This is a genomic window from Rhizobium sp. 01T437 (assembly GCF_056398505.1).
In genome coordinates this window covers 362,064-375,788 of the sequence record NZ_JBFTPM010000006.1, presented here as the reverse complement: position 1 = coordinate 375,788, position 13,725 = coordinate 362,064, and the positions used below count along the sequence as shown (strand labels likewise).

Annotated in this window: 14 protein-coding genes; 6 read left to right on the top strand and 8 right to left on the bottom strand. The window is 60.3% G+C overall.

Annotated features, from left to right (window positions below; translation table 11 throughout):
• Positions 1-55: 55 nt before the first annotated feature.
• Both pheS and pheT read left to right on the top strand, forming a co-directional pair.
• The gene (gene pheS / locus AC1DM5_RS14905) at positions 56-1,138 is read left to right on the top strand and encodes a phenylalanine--tRNA ligase subunit alpha (protein ID WP_477821609.1); all 1,083 of its coding nucleotides are present in this window, start codon (positions 56-58) and stop codon (positions 1,136-1,138) included.
• Positions 1,139-1,153: 15 nt separating this feature from the next.
• Positions 1,154-3,577 (top strand): phenylalanine--tRNA ligase subunit beta, encoded by a 2,424-nt coding sequence (gene pheT / locus AC1DM5_RS14900; RefSeq protein WP_477821610.1) that lies wholly within the window; start codon positions 1,154-1,156, stop codon positions 3,575-3,577.
• A 51-nt stretch (positions 3,578-3,628) separates the two neighbouring features.
• Here the strand turns inward: pheT and AC1DM5_RS14895 are convergent, their stop codons facing one another.
• Together AC1DM5_RS14895 and AC1DM5_RS14890 are read right to left on the bottom strand one after the other, a co-directional pair.
• Positions 3,629-3,988: a nuclear transport factor 2 family protein gene (locus AC1DM5_RS14895; protein WP_477821611.1), complete on the bottom strand. Its 360-nt coding sequence runs from the start codon at positions 3,986-3,988 to the stop codon at positions 3,629-3,631.
• A 118-nt stretch (positions 3,989-4,106) separates the two neighbouring features.
• Complete coding sequence (locus AC1DM5_RS14890) at positions 4,107-4,607, bottom strand: YciE/YciF ferroxidase family protein (RefSeq protein WP_477821612.1); 501 nt, start codon at positions 4,605-4,607, stop codon at positions 4,107-4,109.
• Between the two features lie 145 nt (positions 4,608-4,752).
• Here AC1DM5_RS14890 and AC1DM5_RS14885 point away from each other — a divergent pair, with 145 nt between their 5' ends.
• Complete coding sequence (locus AC1DM5_RS14885) at positions 4,753-5,370, top strand: hypothetical protein (RefSeq protein WP_477821613.1); 618 nt, start codon at positions 4,753-4,755, stop codon at positions 5,368-5,370.
• Here AC1DM5_RS14885 and AC1DM5_RS14880 read toward each other — a convergent pair.
• Positions 5,360-5,803 (bottom strand): N-acetyltransferase family protein, encoded by a 444-nt coding sequence (locus tag AC1DM5_RS14880; protein ID WP_477821614.1) that lies wholly within the window; start codon positions 5,801-5,803, stop codon positions 5,360-5,362. The two genes, AC1DM5_RS14885 and AC1DM5_RS14880, sit on opposite strands and share 11 nt — an antisense overlap.
• Positions 5,804-5,817: 14 nt before the next feature.
• On the bottom strand, positions 5,818-6,765 hold the full coding sequence (locus AC1DM5_RS14875) for an aldo/keto reductase (RefSeq protein WP_477821615.1): 948 nt from the start codon (positions 6,763-6,765) through the stop codon (positions 5,818-5,820).
• Between the two features lie 179 nt (positions 6,766-6,944).
• Here AC1DM5_RS14875 and AC1DM5_RS14870 point away from each other — a divergent pair, with 179 nt between their 5' ends.
• Positions 6,945-7,931: a Gfo/Idh/MocA family protein gene (locus AC1DM5_RS14870; protein ID WP_477821616.1), complete on the top strand. Its 987-nt coding sequence runs from the start codon at positions 6,945-6,947 to the stop codon at positions 7,929-7,931.
• A gap of 2 nt (positions 7,932-7,933) precedes the next feature.
• Here AC1DM5_RS14870 and AC1DM5_RS14865 read toward each other — a convergent pair whose 3' ends face one another.
• A complete protein-coding gene (locus tag AC1DM5_RS14865; protein ID WP_477821617.1) occupies positions 7,934-8,317 on the bottom strand; it encodes a GtrA family protein in 384 nt (127 codons plus the stop codon).
• The gene (locus AC1DM5_RS14860) at positions 8,314-9,309 is read right to left on the bottom strand and encodes a glycosyltransferase (protein WP_477821618.1); all 996 of its coding nucleotides are present in this window, start codon (positions 9,307-9,309) and stop codon (positions 8,314-8,316) included. Before AC1DM5_RS14860 ends, AC1DM5_RS14865 begins: the two co-directional genes overlap by 4 nt.
• A 155-nt stretch (positions 9,310-9,464) precedes the next feature.
• On the opposite strand from AC1DM5_RS14860, the gene AC1DM5_RS14855 reads away from it, so the two are divergent.
• Positions 9,465-11,312: a hypothetical protein gene (locus tag AC1DM5_RS14855; protein ID WP_477821645.1), complete on the top strand. Its 1,848-nt coding sequence runs from the start codon at positions 9,465-9,467 to the stop codon at positions 11,310-11,312.
• A 10-nt stretch (positions 11,313-11,322) separates the two neighbouring features.
• Here the strand turns inward: AC1DM5_RS14855 and AC1DM5_RS14850 are convergent, their stop codons facing one another.
• A complete protein-coding gene (locus tag AC1DM5_RS14850; protein ID WP_477821619.1) occupies positions 11,323-11,565 on the bottom strand; it encodes a hypothetical protein in 243 nt (80 codons plus the stop codon).
• Between the two features lie 174 nt (positions 11,566-11,739).
• The gene (locus AC1DM5_RS14845) at positions 11,740-11,997 is read right to left on the bottom strand and encodes a hypothetical protein (protein ID WP_477821620.1); all 258 of its coding nucleotides are present in this window, start codon (positions 11,995-11,997) and stop codon (positions 11,740-11,742) included.
• 145 nt (positions 11,998-12,142) lie between these two features.
• Between AC1DM5_RS14845 and xseA the strand changes: the two genes are divergently transcribed.
• Positions 12,143-13,723, top strand: a complete 1,581-nt coding sequence (gene xseA / locus AC1DM5_RS14840) for an exodeoxyribonuclease VII large subunit (protein WP_477821621.1) — start codon at positions 12,143-12,145, stop codon at positions 13,721-13,723.
• The last annotated feature ends 2 nt before the right edge of the window (positions 13,724-13,725 follow it).

Here is a 13,725-nt window from a genome sequence, read left to right as displayed (position 1 = left end):
CGGCCTTGCCGCGCCCGCCTTTCGAACGCCGCCTGATCTGGACGGAAAGAAGACAATGTCAGATATCGACCAGCTTAAATCCTCTTTGCTTGCCGAAATTGCCGCCGCCAATGACGAGCCTGCGCTCGAAACCGTTCGTGTTTCCGCGCTCGGCAAGAAGGGCTCGATTTCTGAGCTCCTGAAGACGCTCGGCGCCATGACGCCGGAAGAGCGACAGACCCGCGGCGCAGCAATCAATGCACTGAAGAACGAAGTAACCGACGCCCTTGCCGACCGCAAATCGGTGCTGAAGGAAGCCGCGATCAATGCCCGCCTGAAGGCTGAAACGGTCGACGTCAGCCTGCCGGTGCGCTCCTCGCCGGCCGAACGCGGCCGCATCCATCCGATCAGCCAGATCGTCGATGAGATCACCGCAATCTTCGGCGACATGGGTTTCTCGATTGCCGAAGGCCCCGATATCGAGACCGACTACTACAATTTCACGGCTCTGAATTTCCCCGAGGGACACCCGGCCCGCGAGATGCACGACACCTTCTTCTTCAATCCGGATGAAAAGGGCGAGCGCAAGGTTCTGCGCACGCACACCTCGCCGGTGCAGATCCGCACGATGGAATCGCAGGATCCGCCGATCCGCATCATCATTCCCGGCAAGACCTACCGCCAGGATTCCGACGCCACGCATTCGCCGATGTTCCATCAGGTCGAAGGTCTCGTCATCGACAAGAAGGCCAATGTCGCCAATATCCGCTGGGTGCTGGAAGAATTCTGCAAGACCTTCTTCGAGGTGGACAGCGTGACGATGCGTTTCCGCCCGTCCTTCTTCCCCTTCACCGAGCCCTCCTTCGAGGTTGATATCCAGTGCGACCGCTCCGGCCCGATCGTCAAGTTCGGTGAGGGCACGGATTGGATGGAGATCCTCGGCTGCGGCATGGTCCACCCAAACGTGCTGCGTTACGGCGGCCTCGATCCGGACGAATATCAAGGCTTTGCCTGGGGCATGGGCCTCGACCGCATCGCCATGCTGAAATACGGCATGCCCGACCTGCGCGACTTCTTCAATGCCGACGTCCGCTGGATGAACCACTACGGCTTCCGCCCGCTCGACATGCCGACGCTGTTCGGCGGCCTGAGCGTTTAAGGAAGGATTGGACCTATGAAATTCACACTTTCCTGGCTTAGGGATCATCTGGAAACGGATGCCACGCTCGATGAGATCTGCACCCGCCTGACTGAGATCGGGCTGGAAGTGGAAGATGTTGATGACAAGGCGGCCTTCAAGCCCTTCGTCATTGCCAAGGTTATCTCCGCCGAAAAGCATCCGCAGGCCGACCGCCTGAAGGTGCTGATGGTCGATATCGGTCAGGGCGCTCCGGTGCAGGTCGTCTGCGGCGCGCCGAATGCGCGCGCAGGCCTGGTCGGCGCCTTTGCCGCTCCTGGCACCTATGTTCCCGGCATCGACGTGACGCTGTCGGTCGGCAATATCCGCGGTGTCGAAAGCCGCGGCATGATGTGTTCGGAAAAGGAGTTGCAGATCTCCGACAATCACGACGGCATCATCGACCTGCCCGATGATGCGCCCGTCGGCACGAGCTACGCCGCCTATTCCCACCTTGACGACCCGGTCATTGAGATCAACTTGACGCCGAACCGTCCGGACTGCACCTCGATCTATGGCATCGCCCGCGACCTCGCAGCCTCCGGCCTCGGCACGCTGAAGACGCGGCCCACGCCGTCCTTCACTGTTGAAGGCGAAACGCCGGTCAAGCTGACGCTCGATCTCGATGATGCGAAGCTCTGCCCGGGCTTCGGCCTCAGGCTCGTGCGCGGCGTGAAGAATGGCCCGAGCCCGCGCTGGATGCAGCAGCGGCTGCTCGCCATCGGCCTGCGCCCGATCAATGCGCTCGTCGATATCACGAACTACATGACCTTCGATCAGGGCCGACCGATGCACGTCTTTGATGCCGCCAAGGTCAAGGGCAACCTGACTGTGCGCCGCGCCAAGGAAGGCGAAACCGTGCTGGCGCTCGACCAGCGCGAATATAAGCTCGGTCCGAACAATGTCGTCATCGCCGACGAGAACGGTATTGAATCGATCGGCGGCATCATGGGCGGCGAACATTCCGGCTGCGACGAAAACACCGTTGACGTGCTGATCGAATCCGCTCTCTGGGATCCGATGAACATCGCCAAGTCCGGCCGTGCGCTCGGCATCATCACCGATGCCCGCTATCGCTTCGAACGCGGCGTCGATCCGGAATACATGGTTCCCGGCCTCGAGCGCACGACGGAACTGGTGCTGGAGCTTTGCGGCGGCAGCCCGGCCAAGGCCGAGATCGTCGGCTACAAGGGTTACGAGCCGAAGGTCGTCGACTTCCCCTATTCGGAGGTCAAGCGGTTGACCGGCCTCGAGGTCTCGACGGACGAAAGCAACACGATCCTGACCCGTCTCGGCTTCAAGGTTTCCGGTTCCGGCGAACGCGTCTCCGTGGTGGTTCCCTCCTGGCGCCCGGATGTGGACGGCAAGGCCGATCTCGTCGAAGAGGTCATGCGCATCCACGGCGTCGACAACATCAAGCCGGCGCCGCTTGAAAGTCATGCTGCTGTCAACGGCCGCATCCTGACGACGCTGCAGATCCGCACCCGCTTCGCCAAACGCGCGCTCGCCTCGCGCGGCATGCTGGAAGCCGTCACCTGGTCCTTCATCCCTGAAGATCAGGCAAAGCTCTTCGGCGGCGGTTCTGCGGCCCTCAAGCTTGCCAATCCGATTGCCGCGGAAATGTCGGATATGCGCCCCTCGCTGCTGCCGGGCCTGCTGACGGCTGCCCAGCGCAACGCCGACAAGGGCTATGGCGATGTGGCGATCTTCGAAGTCTCTGGCACCTACGAAAACGACACGCCGGAAGGCCAGCGGCGCGTCGCCGGCGGCATCCGCCGCGGTACGGCCTCGCTTTCCGGCGCCGGCCGCATGTGGTCGAATGCGGCAAAGGGCGGCGGCAAGCCGGTCGATGTCTTCGATGCCAAGGCCGATGCGCTCGCCGTCATCGAAGCCTGCGGCCTGCCGACGGCCAATATCCAGATCGAGCAGGGTGGTCCGGAATGGTACCATCCCGGCCGCTCCGGCACGATCAAGATGGGTCCGAAGGTGATCCTCGGCTATTTCGGCGAGTTCCATCCGACCACGCTTGAAAAGCTTGACGTTTCCGGCGCTCTCTGCGGCTTCGAAGTCTATCTCGACGCCATGGCCGAGCCGAAGAAAAAGGCGACCCGCACCAAGCCGGCGCTCGAACTTTCGCCTTTCCAGGCCGTCAAGCGCGACTTCGCATTCGTCGTTGACAAGACGGTGGAAGCCGGCGCCATCATCAAGGCTGCCACCGGCGTCGACCGCAAGCTTATCACTGGCGTCAACGTCTTCGATATTTTCGAAGGTGCCTCGGTTGGCGAGGGTAAGAAATCTGTTGCGATCGAGGTCCAGATCCAGCCGGCCGAGCGCACGCTGACGGATGAGGATTTCGAGGCGCTGACGCAGAAGATCGTCGCCAGTGTCGCCAAGTTCACCGGCGGCGTCCTGAGAAGCTGACCCGGCTAACAGAAAATTTGAGAAGACCGGCGGCGCAAGCTGCCGGTCTTTTTATATGTGAAGATGGTAGAGCTTGCTGACGATCATCCAGCGTCCGTCGATCTTCAACAGTGACAGATAATCGGTGAAGCGCATGCCGGCAAAATCGTCGGTCACCTTCACAGTCGCCGCATCGCCGGAAATATCGATGCTGCCGATGTCCATATAAGGCTGAGTGCCGGGGGGTGCGGCCCCTTCCTCAAGGATCGCGGCGATGAATTCGTCGCGCGAGAGCCATTCCACCGCATTCTGATAGTGCCCGATGATCGAGCTTTTCGGGTGAAAGGCTTTCTTCAGGGCTGCTTCATTGGCGAAGGCCATGCCCTCGACATAGAGATGAACCGTTGCTTCGATTGCCTGCCTGTCGGCCATATCGACACCTCGCCTCACATTCTGAAGGAAATGATAGCGGGGTCGTCGGCGAAGGCAAGGCTGGGAGAAGGAAAGCAGCCGGCGCCGGCCGCTCTCCTTGCCGATATGAGGACAAGTATCAGGCTGCGCGAGATGCCTTCTGGTTTGCGGCAGTCGTTGCAAGCTTCGTCAGAAGCTGGTCGGTCTTGCCTTCTTCCTGCAGCGTCTGGTCGAGAAGCGTGACGGCTTCCTTGAAGCCCAGCGTCTGCGCCCAGGTCTTCAGCGTCCCGTAACGAGCGATTTCATAATGCTCGACGGCCTGCGCCGAGGAGATCAGGCCTGCATCGATCGCGGCAGTGCCTTTGAACTCTTCGATGATTTCCTCGCCTTCGGCAATGATGCCCTGGATCGCCTCACAGGTCTTGCCCTGGGCGCGCTTGCCGATGATTTCGAAGACCTGCTGCAGCCGCTCGACATGGCCTTCGGTTTCTTCGCGATGCTTCTCGAAACCCGCCTTCAGTTCCTGGGACTGGGCAGCACGCGCCATCTTCGGCAGGGCGCGCAATATCTGCCGTTCGGCGAAATAGATATCCTTGAGCGTATCGTAAAACAGATCTTCCAGCGTCTTTTCCTTGGCCATTGTTTCGTTCCTTCGTTGGGGGATTTGCGCCCTTTCGGCGACACTCTTAGAAGCGAATACCGCGCTAATTGTTCCCGGCGCATTTCGGGTGGAACGGCTGCATTTTCCGGGCAATGATGTCGGGAGCAATCGGGGAGGACCGCGCATGAAGAAACCGGGATCGATGAAAGGGCTTGAGGATCTCGGTCGGGTGCGCCTGTCGAAGAACTTCTTCTTTCGCGATTTTCTCCATTCCGAGATCGCCGATTTCTATCGAATCCCGAATATCCCCGAGGATCCCGACATGGCGATCGAGACGGGCAGGTGCCTTTGCGAGGAACTTCTGGAACCATTGGAAGCGACCTTTGGACGTCTGCATATCCGCTCCGGCTACCGTTCGCCTGCGGTCAACCGCTTCGGCAATGAGAACAAGCTAAACTGCTCGACCAATGCCGCCACCGCCGCCCATCATATCTGGGACATGCGCGATTTCGACGGCTGTATGGGAGCGGCCGTCTGCATCGCCGTTCCCTGGGTGGGCGATCGTTATAGTGACGAAAGCGATTGGCAGAGGCTCGCCTGGTGGATCCATGACCACCTACCCTATGCCTCGCTCTGCTTTTTCCCGAAACTATGGGCCTTCAATATCCAGTGGCATGAGCGGCCGAAGCGGGTGATCCAGAGTTATGTGCGCCCGCGCGGCATCCTGACCAAGCCGGGCATGGCCAACTGGGAAGGTAATCATTCCGAATGGTATGAGGGCTTTCCGCAACTCAAAAATTGATGCGGTAGCGGATGTGGCCGTCACTCTTGACGTAGGTGTCGTAGAGCGCGCGGGCCGTCTTGTTCTGCTCGCTCGTATGCCAGTAGAGCCGCGACCAGCTGTTCTTCTTGCAGAGGGCCACGAGGTCGTCCATCAGCGCCCGGCCGACGCCCTTGCCGCGCACATTTTCTGATACGAACAGGTCTTCGAGATAGCAGTCCTTGCCGCGGATCCATGTGCCTTCATGTGTCAGGCAGAGTGTAAAGCCCACGACTTCGCCGTCGAGTTCCGCCACCCGCATGAAGATTGCCGACGCCGGATCGAAGACCCGGCGCCAGGTGGAATCGGTAATATCGGCATCGACGGTGACCTCGTAGAAAGCGAGATAGTCCGCCCAGAGCGCACGCCAGCGTGCTTCGTCCTCAGGCCTCGCATCGCGGATTGTCACGGTCATGCCATCACCTCGTTTCAGGCACCGGCCTCGTCGAGCAGCGCCATTGCCTCGTCGGAGAGCTTGAGCGTTGCTGATTTCACCAGGCTTTCAAGCTGCGAAAGGCTCGTAGCACTGGCGATTGGCGCCGTCACGCCCTTCTTGCGCAACAGCCAGGCGAGAGAGATTTCCGCCGGCTTGGCACCCGTCTCGGCCGAAACCTTGTCGAGTGCCGCAAGGATGCGCATGCCCTTGTCGTTGAGATACTGGGCAACGCGTCCCTCGCGGGCACGGCCCTCCGTATCCGCCTTGCTGCGGTACTTGCCGGACAGGAACCCGGCTGCGAGGCTGAAATAGGTGATGACGCCGATATCTTCCTTCACGCAGAGATCGGCAAGCGGACCCTCGAAGCTCGAACGCTCATAGAGGTTATATTCCGGCTGCAGCGCTTGATAGCGTGGCAGGCCTGCCTTGTCGGCGGCGTCGAATGAGGCCTGCAGCAGGCTCGCATCATAATTCGAGCAGCCGACGGAGCGGATCTTGCCTTGTTTGAGAAGCTTGGCATAGGCGCCAAGCGATTCCTCCTGCGGCGTATCGGTATCCGGCCAGTGCGACAGATAGAGGTCGATATAGTCGGTCTGCAGCCGGCGCAACGAGTCTTCGACTGCCTTCAAAATGTAATCGGCTTTCAGAGTCTTGCCTTGGCCCATGTCCGAGCCGACCTTGGTGATGATCACGGCCTTCTCGCGGGAAATCTTCCCCTTCTTCAGCCACTTGCCGATGATCTCTTCCGAGTCGCCGCCCTTATTGCCCGGCACCCAGGCGGAATAGACGTCGGCGGTGTCGATAGTGTTGAGACCGGCGTCGAAAAAGTTATCCAGAATGTCGAAGGACGTTTTCTCATCGGCCGTCCAGCCGAATACATTGCCGCCGAAAACGATCGGCGAGACCGAAAGACCTGTTTTTCCAAGCCGGCGCATTTCCATGGCGCTCTCCTAAAATGCTGAAGTGATTGAAATCTGAGGAAACGGCAGAACTCCGTCCATCGGTAACCTAGCGCGGAGTGTCCTGGAAGGAAACCAAACTTCCGTGATCGGCCGTCGCGCCATTGCGCCGCAAGAGAGGGCTGAATAAGGTGCGCCGATCGATTTCAGGAGGACCTTTCATGTTGCGTTTCGGTATACTTTCAACGGCCAAAATCGGCAGGGACAATGTCGTTCCCGCCATTCAGGACGCGGAAAATTGCGTTATTACCGCCGTTGCCAGCCGTGATTTTGCGCGCGCGCGCGACATGGCAGATCGCTTCTCCGTGCCGCATGCCTTCGGCTCCTACGAGGAGATGCTGGCGTCCGACGTGATCGATGCCGTCTATATTCCGCTGCCGACCGCTCAGCATATCGAATGGTCGATCAAGGCCGCTGATGCCGGCAAACATGTACTCTGCGAAAAGCCGATTGCGCTGAAGGCCTCCGAGATCGACGATCTCATCGCCGCCCGCAACCGCAACAAGGTCATCATCAGCGAAGCGTTCATGGTCACCTATTCGCCGGTCTGGCGGAAGGTTCGCTCGCTTCTCCAGGATGGTGCGATCGGCGAGCTTCGGCATGTGCAGGGCGCCTTCACCTACTACAACCGCGACCCCGGCAACATGCGCAACATCCCGGCGCTTGGTGGCGGCGGCCTGCCTGACATCGGCGTCTATCCCGTCATCAGCACCCGCTTCTCCACCGGCAAAGAGCCGTCCTGGGTCCAGGCGATCACCGAGCGCGATGCCGAGTTCGGCACCGATATCTATTCCAGCGTGAAGGCCGATTTCGGCGATTTCGAGCTGAGCTTCTATATTTCCACCCAGATGGCCGGCCGCCAGATCATGGTCTTCCACGGCACCGACGGCTATATCGAGGTCAAGTCGCCCTTCAACGCCAATCGTTGGGGGCCTGAAGAGATCGAAGTGACCAATCGCGGTCATAACGAATCCCGGATCATCCGCTTCCAGGACAGCCGCCAGTACAAGTGCCAGGCGGAAGCTTTTGCCCGCGCTGCGGCAGGCGAAAAGGAAGAGATCGTCACGCTGGAAGATTCCAAGCTCAATCAGAAGGTCATCGACGCCATCTACCGCGCCAGCGAGCAGGATGGTTGGGAAGCCGTTTAATCTTACTCGGCTTTGCCGCGGAAGACGAAGCGGGAATAGCCGAAGAAGCTTAAGAACATCGACGCTGCGGTCGCGAGCACCATCGCGACAAGCGGCTGCAGTGCCGGCAACGATAGAAGCAGAGCCGAATAGAGCCCATAATTGACGAGGGCGGCCGTCACGCCGACCGAGCCGTAGCGGAAGCCTTCTGCCGCCAGCGACCGGCCTGACCGGTCGAACGTGAAAGTCCGGTTGAAGGCCCATGTCGTCGCCATCGCGAGCGCAATGGCAAACAGCCGGGCAATGAAGGGACCGAGTGGCGTCACGTGCAGAAGCAGCGCAAGCACGCCCGCATCGACGATAAAGCCTAGCCCACCGGCGATCGCGAAACGAACGAGCTTCTTCATGCGGCATCCGCTTTCTTGCCATCAAGCGTTATGGCTGATGTTTTATCCTTTACCGAAACCGGTGCTGCAAGGCTCATATAATGGATGCGCAACTGCTCAGCCCGCGATCGCGCAACGGAATCGAGGATCACACCGGCAGTAAACAGCATGATGGAGATCATCGCCAGTGCCGTCGAAAGCACCCAGGTCGGCATGCGGCTGACGAGGCCGGTCGCAAAATATTCCGCCAGCACCGGCCCCATGAAGCCGAGACTTGCCAGCATGAAGAGGGCGCTGATCGTGCCGAAGAAAGCGAAGGGTCGCGTTTCCTTCATCAGCATGGCAAACATCCAGAGAATCTTGCCGCCGTCGCGGAAGGTCGAGAGCTTCGAATGCGAGCCTTCCGGGCGCCTGCCGTAATGCAATTCCAGTTCACTGACAGGCAATTTCAGGCGTGACGCATGCACCGACATTTCCGTCTCGATCTCGAAGCCGCCGGAAACCGCGGGGAAACTTTTGACGAAACGGCGTGAGAAGGCTCGGTAGCCGGAGAAGATATCGGTGAAGTCAGGCCCGAAGATCGCGCGATAGAGGATGTTGAACAGCCGGTTGCCGAGGGCATGTCCCTGCCGGCCGGCATCGTCATGCACGCCGCGCCGCGTGCCGACAACCATATCGGCCCGTTCGGTCAGCAGCGTCCGCACCAGCTCTTCGGCATCCTCAGGCGCATAGGTCCCGTCACCGTCGGCGATGATGTAGATGTCGGCATCGATATCGGCGAACATGCGCCGCACCACATGGCCCTTGCCTTGGCGCCGCTCGCGCACGACATGCGCGCCGGCGAGCATGGCATACAACGCTGTGCCATCGGTGGAATTATTGTCGTAGACATGGATATGCGCATCGGGCAGTGCCGCCCGGAAACCCCTGACGACAGCCCCGATCGTCGCCGCTTCGTTGTAGCAGGGAAGCAGAACGGCAATATCAGGACTTTCGCTGAGCGATCGCGCCATTGGGTTACACTCGTTACAAAGAAACCGCGGCGAATTTACGCCATGCAGCGTTAACAAGCCCCTATAAGAAACGAAGCTGTCACGTCCTGTGGTTTACACTTTCTTGACAAGCCGAGGCTAAGGTTTGCCCATCACGCAACGACCTGGCTATCATGATGAACGCAGTGCAGCCGATCGCCAAGGCGCAATCCGCATCAGCCAGGACTGGATTCGTCGGCAGTATCCGGCAGATGCTGACGCGTCTCTTGCCATCCGCCCTCATCTACACCGTTATCCTGATCGGCATTATCACCGTCATGAAATATGCCGGCGGCCCGGTCGATTATGTCGGGCCTGATAATGACGATGGCATGCGCCTCGTGGAAGTCCGCGATTTCCTGAACGGGCAGGGCTGGTTCGATCTGATGCAGTATCGGCTTGGCCTCAGCGAAGGCACGCTCATGCACTGGTCGCGGCTGATCGACCTGCCGATCGCCGCCCTGATCCGTTTCTTCGGCCTCTTCCTCGGTCATGATGCCGCGGAAGCTGCTGCACTCGTGGTCTGGCCCCTGTCGCTCGTTTTTCCTGCCATGCTTGCCATGGGCCTTGCCGGCCGGCGTGTCGGCGGCCTTGCCGGCATGCACCTGTCTTTCTGCTTTGCCGGCATGGCGATCTATATCGGCAATCGCTTTGCGCCCGGCGCCATCGATCATCACAATGCCCAGCTCGGGCTTGTCGCGACCATGGTGGCGATGCTCTTCGATGAAAAACAGCGCGCCTGGAACTATACCGTCGCCGGCGTGTCAGCCGCATTGGCGATCGCAATCGGCGCGGAAACCACGCCGTTCGTTGCCATCTATTGCCTGGTCGTGGCATTGCTCTGGGTCTGGGAAGGCGAGCCGTTCGCTGCCGCCACCAAGGCTTTCGGCCTCAGCCTCGCTGTTGCGATCAGCATCCTCTTCTTCGCGACGGTGCCGCCGCAGCACTATTCGATGGTGACTTGCGACAATCTCTCGCTCGGCTTCTACAGCCTGGCGACGATCGGCGGCGGCCTGCTGCTCGCCTCCGCGGTCTTTGCCAGCCGTCTTGGCCGCGGCTTGCGTTTCGCCGTGCTTGCGGCGGTCGGCGCCGCCGTTTTCGGTTCGGCTATGGTCATTGCGCCTGAATGCCTGCGCAATCCGCTTGCCGATCTCGATCCCATGCTGGTCGAGCTCTGGCTGCGCAATGTCTCGGAAGCGCAATCCATTCTCGCGCTCAGCCGGACAGATCCCTTTTCCATCGGCGCATTCTATGCGCCTGGCCTGCTTGCGATCGCCGTCTGCATTTTCCGCTCCGTGCGGGGCGATCGCGTGCAGGTCCATCTCGTCCTTCTGGCGCTCTTGAGCGTCAGCTGGGCCGTCGCGCTGGTCCAGGTCCGGGGCGCCGTCTTCTCAAACCTCCTGTCTATCCTGCCGCTTGCCTTGCTGATCATCGACGTGCGCCGCATGTCGAACGGTGACAGCGAAAATGCCGCGGCTGCCCTCATCTATATCGTGACGGTTCTGGCAAGCGTGCCGGCGGTATGGGCCGTTGGCGGTGCGCTTGTCGAAATGCAGGTCAACAAGACAAAGAATACGGAGGAGGCAGAGAGCCCTTCATGTTCCTCCAGGCAGGCGCTCGCGCCGCTTGGCGGCCTGCCTGCCGGTCTCGTCTCGGCGTCGTCGGAAATGGGTGTGCCGATCCTGCGCTACACCGCCAACCGTGTTTTGTCGGCGCCCTATCATCGCAACCAGGGCGGCATGCTGACAGAGATGCATATCGGTCTGGCCGAGCCGCAGGAAGCAGAGGCATTTCTGAAGGGAGCGGGCGTCACTGTGCTTGCCTTCTGCCCGGATGATCTGCAGACAAGTGAAATCGCTAAATTGAAGCCCGACGGGCTTTATGCGCAGCTTGGCAAGGGCAATATCCCTGCGTATCTCGACCCGCTGCCGAAAGCTGCGAGCAGCGGCGTCCAGTTCTTCCGTTACCGGCCGGCGTCGAACTAACGTCCTATCTTCAGGAGTGGACGAGCACAGCCCGCAGGCGATCGGTGGTAAAGAGGCCGCCGAGATAAAGCAGCAGGCCGGCATTGTAACCGATGATCGTGTAGAAAAGCGCCAGGAATGAAACCGCACCGCCCGAGACAACAGCGGCGATGGCAAAGGTTACGGCGATCAGCATGGCGACGATTGCAATGACGCCGGCTGAGCGCATCAGGCCAGCGGTGAGGCCCAGGGTGGTTGCTGTCAGGATGATCATGTCGTCACCTCTTCTTCAGGTCGTTTGCGAGGAGCCTAGGGGCCCTCCGCTAACAAAAGTTTATTGGCCACCCTTAATGAAAGCTGCAATTGCAGCCATGGTTACGGATGCGTTCACCTGACGGCATTTCCTCCGGCTTGCGCCGGGCATGTGTTTCGATACAAGTCAACTCTGTTACAGGCTGAAAAGTTCCGTTACTTTCTCATTTACGTAAACGGAACTCCCCCGCAACAGCAACGACGTAGAACGAAGCAGCATCACGCTGACAATTCGATCGCGCCTGATCGACTGGTTGTTCGGAAAGAGGGCGAGCCGATACCTATAACGGTTGAGCATAGCGACGATGAAAGAAGCGATCGCTCCCGCGCCTTCCATCGGCGGGGAATATTCACTGTCACCAGCATGCTCATTTTTCGGGTCGGTGTTCGCCACTCCCTACGAACGTGAATGATACTAAGATTTTTTTTGGAGTAGCGATATCCCTATTTCTTGGGTCTCCCACCGATTTTTGAATAAAAATTCGCCCTTCTCCTACCCCGACCTTTCCGTTTAGGGGCGATCAAAATAGAAAAGGGGGATGAGCAATGTCTTTGACGGCGATTCGCCTACCAACCTTGCGGAATATTCGGTCTCGGAGCTCTCCGGTTCCATCAAGCGGACCGTCGAGACAGCCTTCGATCAGGTGCGTGTGCGCGGCGAGATTTCAGGTTACCGCGGCCCGCATTCCTCGGGCCATGCTTACTTCTCGCTGAAGGACGACCGCGCGCGTATCGATGCAGTCATCTGGAAAGGCACTTTTTCACGCCTGAAGTTCCGCCCGGAAGAGGGCATGGAGGTGATCGCGACGGGCAAGGTCACGACCTTCCCAGGCTCTTCCAAATACCAGATTGTCATCGAGACGCTGGAGCCTGCCGGCGCCGGCGCATTGATGGCGCTGATCGAGGAGCGTAAGCGCAGGCTTGGCGCCGAGGGCCTTTTTGATCCCTCGCGCAAGAAGCGCCTGCCTTTCATGCCTAAGGTGATCGGCGTCGTGACCTCGCCGACGGGCGCCGTCATCCGCGACATCCTGCATCGCATCTCCGATCGTTTCCCCATCCATGTCATCGTCTGGCCGGTCAAGGTGCAGGGCGAAGGCTCCGGCGAGGAGGTGGCAAACGCCATCAACGGCTTCAACGCCATGGAGCCTGGCGGTGATATCCCGCGCCCTGACGTGCTGATCGTCGCCCGCGGCGGCGGCAGCCTCGAAGATCTCTGGAGCTTCAACGACGAAATTGTCGTGCGAGCCGCAGCCGATAGCCGGATTCCGTTGATCTCCGCCGTCGGCCACGAGACCGATTGGACGCTGATCGATTACGCCGCCGATATCCGCGCGCCGACACCGACCGGTGCTGCGGAAATGGCTGTGCCCGTCAAGGCCGAGCTTGAGGCCCAGGTTGCAGGTCTCACTGCCCGCCTGCAGGGCTGCATGAGCCGCCAGATGGATCAGCGCCGCCAGTCGGTCCGTGCTCTGATGCGTGCCTTGCCGTCGCTCGATCAGCTTCTGGCGCTGCCCCGCCGCCGCTTTGATGAGGCGGCCACTGGCCTTGGCCGTGGGCTGGAGCTCAACACCATCAACAAGCGCCGGGGTTTCGAGCGTGTCGCCTCGCATCTGCGGCCGGACGTGCTGTCCAACCGCATCACAGAGCGTCGGCAGCTTCTGAACGAACGTATGGCCCGGGCCGAACGCACCGTCGAGCGCCTGCTCGACCGCTCGAAGTCCCGCATCGAACGTGCGGAGGCGATCCTCGCCTCGCTTCCGGCCCGGCTGAAGACACAGACCGACCGCGGTCGTGAGCGCCTCGGCAATTTGTCGCGTCATGCCGATACGGCAATCCGTCATCAGCTGACGCGTGCCCGCGCCGAGCTTTCCGCGCAGGACCGCGTTCTTCAGTCTCTTTCCTACAAGAATGTGCTGAAGCGCGGCTATGCCGTCATCCGCGATGAGGATAACAGGCCGGTTTCGCAGGCATCAGCACTCTCTGCCGGCATGGGCATCGCCATTGAGTTCGCCGACGGCCGCGTCGGCGCCGTGACGACGGAAGGCGGCGCTGCGCCATCAGGAGCCAGGAAGCGCACGGTCAGGGCCGGCGAGCCGCCGAAGCAGGGAAGCCTGTTCTAGCA

Excerpts from the sequence above, each read along its gene's own strand:
- pheS (WP_477821609.1), top strand. The coding sequence starts at position 56 with ATGTCAGATATCGACCAGCTTAAATCCTCTTTGCTTGCCGAAATTGCC.
- pheT (WP_477821610.1), top strand. The coding sequence starts at position 1,154 with ATGAAATTCACACTTTCCTGGCTTAGGGATCATCTGGAAACGGATGCC.
- AC1DM5_RS14895 (WP_477821611.1), bottom strand. The coding sequence starts at position 3,988 with ATGGCCGACAGGCAGGCAATCGAAGCAACGGTTCATCTCTATGTCGAG.
- AC1DM5_RS14890 (WP_477821612.1), bottom strand. The coding sequence starts at position 4,607 with ATGGCCAAGGAAAAGACGCTGGAAGATCTGTTTTACGATACGCTCAAG.
- AC1DM5_RS14885 (WP_477821613.1), top strand. The coding sequence starts at position 4,753 with ATGAAGAAACCGGGATCGATGAAAGGGCTTGAGGATCTCGGTCGGGTG.
- AC1DM5_RS14880 (WP_477821614.1), bottom strand. The coding sequence starts at position 5,803 with ATGACCGTGACAATCCGCGATGCGAGGCCTGAGGACGAAGCACGCTGG.
- AC1DM5_RS14875 (WP_477821615.1), bottom strand. The coding sequence starts at position 6,765 with ATGGAAATGCGCCGGCTTGGAAAAACAGGTCTTTCGGTCTCGCCGATC.
- AC1DM5_RS14870 (WP_477821616.1), top strand. The coding sequence starts at position 6,945 with ATGTTGCGTTTCGGTATACTTTCAACGGCCAAAATCGGCAGGGACAAT.
- AC1DM5_RS14865 (WP_477821617.1), bottom strand. The coding sequence starts at position 8,317 with ATGAAGAAGCTCGTTCGTTTCGCGATCGCCGGTGGGCTAGGCTTTATC.
- AC1DM5_RS14860 (WP_477821618.1), bottom strand. The coding sequence starts at position 9,309 with ATGGCGCGATCGCTCAGCGAAAGTCCTGATATTGCCGTTCTGCTTCCC.
- AC1DM5_RS14855 (WP_477821645.1), top strand. The coding sequence starts at position 9,465 with ATGAACGCAGTGCAGCCGATCGCCAAGGCGCAATCCGCATCAGCCAGG.
- AC1DM5_RS14850 (WP_477821619.1), bottom strand. The coding sequence starts at position 11,565 with ATGATCATCCTGACAGCAACCACCCTGGGCCTCACCGCTGGCCTGATG.
- xseA (WP_477821621.1), top strand. The coding sequence starts at position 12,143 with ATGAGCAATGTCTTTGACGGCGATTCGCCTACCAACCTTGCGGAATAT.